The organism is Nostoc linckia z4 (assembly GCF_002608075.1).
GTDB classification, from domain to species: domain Bacteria; phylum Cyanobacteriota; class Cyanobacteriia; order Cyanobacteriales; family Nostocaceae; genus Nostoc; species Nostoc linckia.
This window is the reverse complement of sequence record NZ_LAHA01000125.1, coordinates 1-5,929: the sequence shown is the minus strand read 5'-3', so window position 1 is coordinate 5,929 and position 5,929 is coordinate 1. Positions and strand designations below refer to the sequence as shown.

Annotated in this window: 6 protein-coding genes; 3 read left to right on the top strand and 3 right to left on the bottom strand. The window is 43.7% G+C overall.

The features are described from left to right. Window positions 1-236: 236 nt before the first annotated feature. The gene (locus VF06_RS38635) at window positions 237-866 is read right to left on the bottom strand and encodes a hypothetical protein (protein WP_099072867.1); all 630 of its coding nucleotides are present in this window, start codon (window positions 864-866) and stop codon (window positions 237-239) included. A gap of 141 nt (window positions 867-1,007) precedes the next feature. On the opposite strand from VF06_RS38635, the gene VF06_RS38630 reads away from it, so the two are divergent. Then, window positions 1,008-1,931, top strand: a complete 924-nt coding sequence (locus VF06_RS38630; RefSeq protein ID WP_099072868.1) for a hypothetical protein — start codon at window positions 1,008-1,010, stop codon at window positions 1,929-1,931. Between the two features lie 60 nt (window positions 1,932-1,991). Here the strand turns inward: VF06_RS38630 and pyrC are convergent, their stop codons facing one another. Together pyrC and VF06_RS38620 are read right to left on the bottom strand one after the other, a co-directional pair. Next, a complete protein-coding gene (gene pyrC, locus VF06_RS38625; protein ID WP_218963870.1) occupies window positions 1,992-3,236 on the bottom strand; it encodes a dihydroorotase in 1,245 nt (414 codons plus the stop codon). Window positions 3,237-3,293: 57 nt separating this feature from the next. Continuing rightward, a complete protein-coding gene (locus VF06_RS38620) occupies window positions 3,294-4,223 on the bottom strand; it encodes a GIY-YIG nuclease family protein (RefSeq protein ID WP_099072869.1) in 930 nt (309 codons plus the stop codon). Between the two features lie 158 nt (window positions 4,224-4,381). Here VF06_RS38620 and dinB point away from each other — a divergent pair, with 158 nt between their 5' ends. Together dinB and VF06_RS38610 are read left to right on the top strand one after the other, a co-directional pair. Continuing rightward, window positions 4,382-5,512: a DNA polymerase IV gene (gene dinB / locus VF06_RS38615; RefSeq protein WP_244918256.1), complete on the top strand. Its 1,131-nt coding sequence runs from the start codon at window positions 4,382-4,384 to the stop codon at window positions 5,510-5,512. A 76-nt stretch (window positions 5,513-5,588) separates the two neighbouring features. Continuing rightward, window positions 5,589-5,726 carry a deoxyribodipyrimidine photo-lyase gene (locus VF06_RS38610; RefSeq protein ID WP_218963869.1) on the top strand — a complete coding sequence of 46 codons (138 nt, stop codon included), beginning with the start codon at window positions 5,589-5,591 and terminating at the stop codon, window positions 5,724-5,726. Window positions 5,727-5,929 lie beyond the last annotated feature (203 nt).

The window sequence follows — 5,929 nt, the reverse complement described above, 5'->3', positions numbered from 1 at the left end:
ATTTTTAGTCAAGCAAGTTGAATACATCTATTATTTGGGCGATACCGTAAATTGTTCATTCTGAATTTATAATTCAACAGGTTAAAAATCTTCTCAGCAATTGACAATTAAATTTTTCGAGAGTGCCTTCAGGTACAAGCAACGTTTTTAGCTGTTTTTGTTCTCGTAAGACACACGCGAACAAATTATGATTTATTCCACTATCTATTTTCCCTTAACCGAGCAGTATTGAAATATCATTCTTCTTCATCTTTTTGTTCTAACCATTCTTCGTCCCAAGTCTGCTCATTGTAAACTTTAGTGGCTTGAGCGATTTTCAGCCGATGAGCGATAGAAACACAATCTCTTGGTTGCCAACCGATATTTGCATACATACCTTGCAAATACCTGACAGCATTTTGGCAGTCATTAATAATTGGGATGTCATGAGCATTAAGATATCTTCGCAAATGAACGCCTAAAAGGATTGCCTCAATCTCATGATTATGAAAGTAAGGTTCTTCATCATTAGGGGTAGAAATCAGTAAAACTCTGACCCAAGCATGAGTATCATACACAGCTTTAGCAACAACTACATTGATTTGTGATGGACTGTAACCCTCTAAAAATTTATCTACTGCGGCATTATCATCTAAATCGATATCTAATCGCTGTGCTGAAATTAAATCAGAGACATCAACCCACTCTAAAAAAGATTCACGCCAATCAGAGATAGTTTGTTGATGGAAAAATTTAGCAGCATCCCCCCAGGGAATTTTCTCCCAGCCAGCATCGGTGATTATCTGATGAGCCGTGTGAGGAATAAATAAATTTTCTTGTTCTAACCAAGGAAATCGATTTTTTGTTTTTTTCTTACGTTTACCCATGTAAGAAGAAATGCAAAGATATAGGAAGCTAATGAAAAACCCCAACCCGCTTGGCAAGGCTGGGGATTGCGTATATAAGACTATTATTATCATGACACAAGTAAATACAACATCAACCACCTTCAGCCTAGAGGTGGCACGATGAACAAACCCCCAGAGCGCAAAAAGTCCAGCGCCTCCACTTCCCCTAAACCAAAGCCAACTCAAAAACAGCCCAAGCAGGAAACCCCAGAAGTAGTTACTGTTGAGGTGGCAGCAGTAGAAGTTCCAGAGTTAACCCCACAAGAGCAGCGCGATCGCGCCCGGTTAGAAGAAAAAGTTGAGACAGCGTTTTACGAAGCGGGTAAGGCGTTGATGGAATTGCGCGATCGCCGACTGTACCGTTCCACGCATAAGACCTTTGAGGAGTATTGCCGCGATCGCTTTGGTTATAGCCGTGATGCTGCCTACCTGAAGATTTCAGCTACTTCCGTATATGAGAATATTCAGAAATATTTGCCGACCAATGGTCGGCAAATTCCTCTTCCGACAAGTGAAAGACAGGTGCGCTCATTGGCGAAAGCCGAGCTAGAACCGCCCCAACAAGCGCATGTTTGGGAGCAAGCAGTCCAAGAGGCAGGCAATAAAATTCCCTCAGGTCGCATAGTTAAAGACGTTGTAGATAGAATTCGAGAACAAACCAAAATCCCGAACCCTTATCGAGAGGGAGAAATCTGTGTTCTCTTACCCAAAGACAACCCAGATTTGCGAGGTAAGGGCGGTTGCTGGGGCGTGGTTACTTATGTTGGGGATTACAGTTGCACAGTCCAAACCTGGGATGAAGACCATACCGTAAAGATAGAACACCTAAAATCCTTGGAACTACTAGATGATGATTGTAAATTCATGCAACAGCTATGCCTTCGATTGCGGCGGTTACATCAAGTGGCAGACCATGACGTGTCTGTAGATTGGCTATTGCAGGGGTTGGGAAAACAGGCGAAGCCGTATCTGTCAGCGTTACAGGCGAGGCTGTTGGCGGCAATGGAACGGGAGTATGGGCTGGATGGGAAGCAGAAGCGGTGATAGTGCAGCAAGTATTCATAACCGACAGGATTCCACAACGGCTGATGCACAATGCAAATGTCATACCATTTGCCATGTCATTTCCTGCCCCGCCCCCAAAGGTACAAGCCCAGATTCCATAAATGGAACTTCATCAGGAACGCGCCAAGTCGTTTTGGACAAGGTAATTCGCTCGGTATTACGCGGCAGTTGATAAAAATCTGGGCCATAAAAGCTAGCGAACGCCTCCAGTTTATCCAGGGCTTTGACGCTTTCAAATGCCTCGGCATACAACTCAAGGGCGTGCAGAGCCGAAAAGCATCCCGCGCAGCCACAGGAACTTTCTTTGCTGGTGCGGGTATGGGGAGCGCTATCCGTACCTAGAAAAAATTTCGGATTTCCCGATGTTGCCGCTTGCAACAAAGCCTGACGATGCTCCTCCCGTTTCAAAATGGGCAGGCAATAAAAATGGGTGCGAAGGCCGCCTTTGAATAGGGCATTACGGTTAAACAACAAATGTTGTGGCGTAATTGTTGCCGCGATAGTGTTGGCAGACAGGACATACTGCACCGCATCGGAGGTGGTGATATGCTCCAGCACCACCCGCAGGTTGGGAAATCGTTGCTTAAAGGGAATTAAATGTCGCTCAATAAACACCTTCTCGCGATCGAACGTATCAACATCGTTATCGGTCACTTCCCCGTGCAGTAATAATGGCATATCCACCTGCTGCATCGCTTCAAAGACGCGATCGCACTTAAGAATATCCGTCACACCGGAGTCTGAGTTGGTCGTTGCACCGGCTGGGTAGTACTTGACAGCTTTGATAAACGGGGATTCTTTCGCCCGCAGAATCTCGTCGGGGCTGGTGTTGTCGGTGAGGTAGAGCGTCATCAATGGCTCAAACTGTTGACCCTCTGGAATAGCCGCGAGGATGCGATCTCGATAGCAAGCCGCATCTGCCACCGAGCGGATAGGGGGCTTCAAGTTCGGCATGATAATCGCGCGGGCAAACTGACGCACCGTGAAGGGCAGAACCGCTTTGAGTGCTGCACCGTCGCGCAGATGCAGATGCCAATCGTCAGGTCGGGTGATGGTAAGCTTTTGCATCCTTTGATTATAAACGGCAACAAAGGCCTTATGACCTGGATTTCTCACTTGTGAGAAATCCAGAAGTGTGGGGGGTGTGGGAGGATGGGGAAGAAATCTTTCCCCCCACACCTCCCACACTCCCCACACTCCCCACACTTCCCACCTATGCGTGAGAAAGTCGGGATGAAAATAGGGGCGATCGTTCAGATCTGGTATGGGGCGGGCGATCGCCATTGAACCCAGGCTCTGATACGACGCTGCACTCCCGGATGATTGCTGAAACTCCTTTATTTATGTAATTGCAGCGATTTGCATTCCAGCGCTAAGAATCTCTATCTCAAATGGAGAAAGTACTTTAGATTTCATCTGCTGTAGCTCACTTAGGACAGCGTTAGCATCTGAGGGATTAAACTTGAAGTATTCAGTTAAACTGCCGATGCGATAATTGAAACTCTGATAACGGTGCTTGAAATATAGTTCAACATTACCTCGGTGTGTCCAAGTTCCAAGTATTTGAATTTCAACAGTTTTATAATGGTCAAGTAAATCTGCTTCTATTTCTACCAATCGCTGTTGGATAGGTCTAGTAGTAACTCCTATCTTGTACAGAGTGCCTATATGTATTTGAATTTCTAAGAAATAGAGAGTACAAGATAAAATTCGTTGAAATTGTGCGCGATAAAGCGTTAGGTCAGTAAGGCAATATAACTTATCTGCTGCATTTTTATATAAAGCGTGTTTGGCTGCTAGCTCCAGCTTCAATAGTTTTTTAAGCAATAGTGGCTCTTGCACCTGGTTGAATAAATCAAATTCTAACGCTCCGACAGGAATTTTACCCAAATTCGTAAATTCATAAGCTGGAGGAGTTAAATAGACATTTTTGTGAAACATTCCAGCTTTGATTAGCCCTGGAATAACTAAGCCAGGGCTAATAGGATAATTGATTGAACCGTATTCTTTCCATAGCAATTTTAACTGTGCTAAATCTTTACGCGATAGATAAATATTGAAATTATCGTACAGTGGTAAAATCGGGAAATCCCGCGTAGATACAGGTAGGCAAGTGGCTGACGAATGAGCAAAGTGATGCTGTTTAACTTTGCCTTTTTTAGCAGTTAGCTCACCAGAACAGTAAGGGCAAAAAAGCTCCGTTTTACCACTAGGGACATCTTCAATACATATTAATGTCCTATCTGATGCCACACCATATTTGAGCCACATTTATGATGCTCACTTATTAATAGAAAAACTAACCGAAGCAGGTAGATGAAAGTTCTATCAAGTCTTGAATAAATTGCACAGATGCTCCCATGACCCTTTGACTAGTGCTAGTGTACTATAGGATTGCTAGTTTAGGATTGACTTGCCTCAAAAATAGTGTGCAAAGCTACCCTTTTACAGCTAGAAAAATTATTCATGTAGACATGGACGCGTTTTACGCATCGGTTGAGCAACGGGACAACTCGCAATACCGAGGCAAACCATTAGTAGTTGGCGGCAGTCCAAACCAAAGGGGTGTGGTAGCAGCAGCCAGTTATGAGGCAAGAAAATTTGGGATTCACTCAGCGATGCCATCAGTGGTGGCAGCAGCCAAATGCCCCGAATTAATCTTTGTTCCTCCAAGATTTGATGTTTACCGAGAAGTGTCAGCCCAAATCCACGATATCTTCAAACGCTACACCGATGTAGTGGAAGGGGTGGCCTTGGATGAAGCATACTTGGATGTGACCGAAAACAAGCAAAATATTGCCTATGCTTCTACTATTGCAAGATTAATCAAAGCAGCAATATTAGAAGAAACCCTCCTGACAGCAACAGCCGGAGTGTCGATTAATAAGTTCCTGGCGAAAATGGCATCAGGGCAGAACAAACCTAATGGATTAACGGTTATTCTACCCCAATCAGCTGAAGCTTTTGTTGAAGGATTAGCGATTGAAAAGTTTCACGGCATTGGAGAAGTAACAGCAGCAAAAATGCACTCTCTGGGTATACATACTGGTGCAGATTTAAAAGCGCGTTCGTCTCTGACGTTGCCGCAGGCATCGCTTGCTGAGTTAACACAACATTTTGGGAAGGTGGGGCATCATTACTATAAAATAGCCAGAGCAGAAGATGACCGAATAGTTGAGCCAAATAGAGTCCGCAAGTCGATTGGTGCAGAAACATCATTTGCGGTAAATTTAAGCTCTCGTACTCAAATGCTACACGAACTCGAACAAATTGCTCTTTCTTGTCAGCAACGGTTAGAACAAAATTCTACAAGGGGACGCACGTTAACTCTAAAAATCAAATTCTCTGACTACCAGCAAATCACGCGTAGTAAGACAATGCCTGACTACACCCGCTCTTTAGATATCATAATCACCACAGCCACAGCACTGTTCGAGTCGATTGAGCTAGAACATCGTAGTATCAGGTTGTTAGGAATTGCATTGTCCAACCTGGAGAATGCGAAACAAACACAAGTGATTCAATTGCCACTGTTTGAATACGTGGTGAATGAGTTGTAACCCAATCTAACTACTAGAGTAGAAAAACGTCACAGCCATTTGGTACAAATGTATTGTAGGCTGAAAAAGTTGTACTATGCACCTTGTGTGGTTCCGCCGAGATTTGCGGCTAACTGATAACGAGATTGTGACGTTGGCAACTGCTGATGGTGCAGCAGTTTTACCATTGTTCATCATTGATCCGGGAGCAACGCGATTTTGTGAGGTCGGGTAAAAACCAAGCGTTCGCTAAAACTGACATTTGTGCATGAAGTAATTTTGTTTACAGTTAATATACGTAATCATACGATAAATCATCTTGATGAGATATCTCAAAAAGATTGCTAGTAAGTTATTTGACGATTATTTCCAAATATATCTACGATAAGTCTTTAATACTCAGTATCAATTATGGCAAACAATAAATTGAATACAGAA